The organism is Saccharomonospora iraqiensis subsp. paurometabolica YIM 90007, assembly GCF_000231035.2.
Lineage (GTDB): Bacteria > Actinomycetota > Actinomycetes > Mycobacteriales > Pseudonocardiaceae > Saccharomonospora > Saccharomonospora paurometabolica.
Genome location: NZ_KI912196.1, coordinates 133,167 through 133,384, shown reverse-complemented (window position 1 = coordinate 133,384; position 218 = coordinate 133,167). Strand labels below are relative to the sequence as shown.

The 218-nt window shown below is 78.0% G+C and carries 1 protein-coding gene; it reads left to right on the top strand.

The window, feature by feature from the left end:
• Positions 1-218: hypothetical protein (locus tag SACPADRAFT_RS32000; RefSeq protein WP_040923823.1), on the top strand; the 218-nt coding region annotated here is incomplete at both ends.

The window sequence follows — 218 nt, the reverse complement described above, 5'->3', positions numbered from 1 at the left end:
GGGACGCCGTCGTCGTCGGCCGTGCGGACACCGTCGCGTCCGAGCAGCACGCCGTGTGGGGGTTGGGCCGCGCCGTCGCGCTGGAGGATCCGCAGCGCTGGGGCGGCCTGGTCGACGTGCCCGCCACGCCGGACGGACGCGTCCGCACCCACCTCGCCCGTGTGCTCGCGGGTGGGCGTGGGGAGGACCAGATCGCGCTGCGCGCGTCCGGCGCGTTC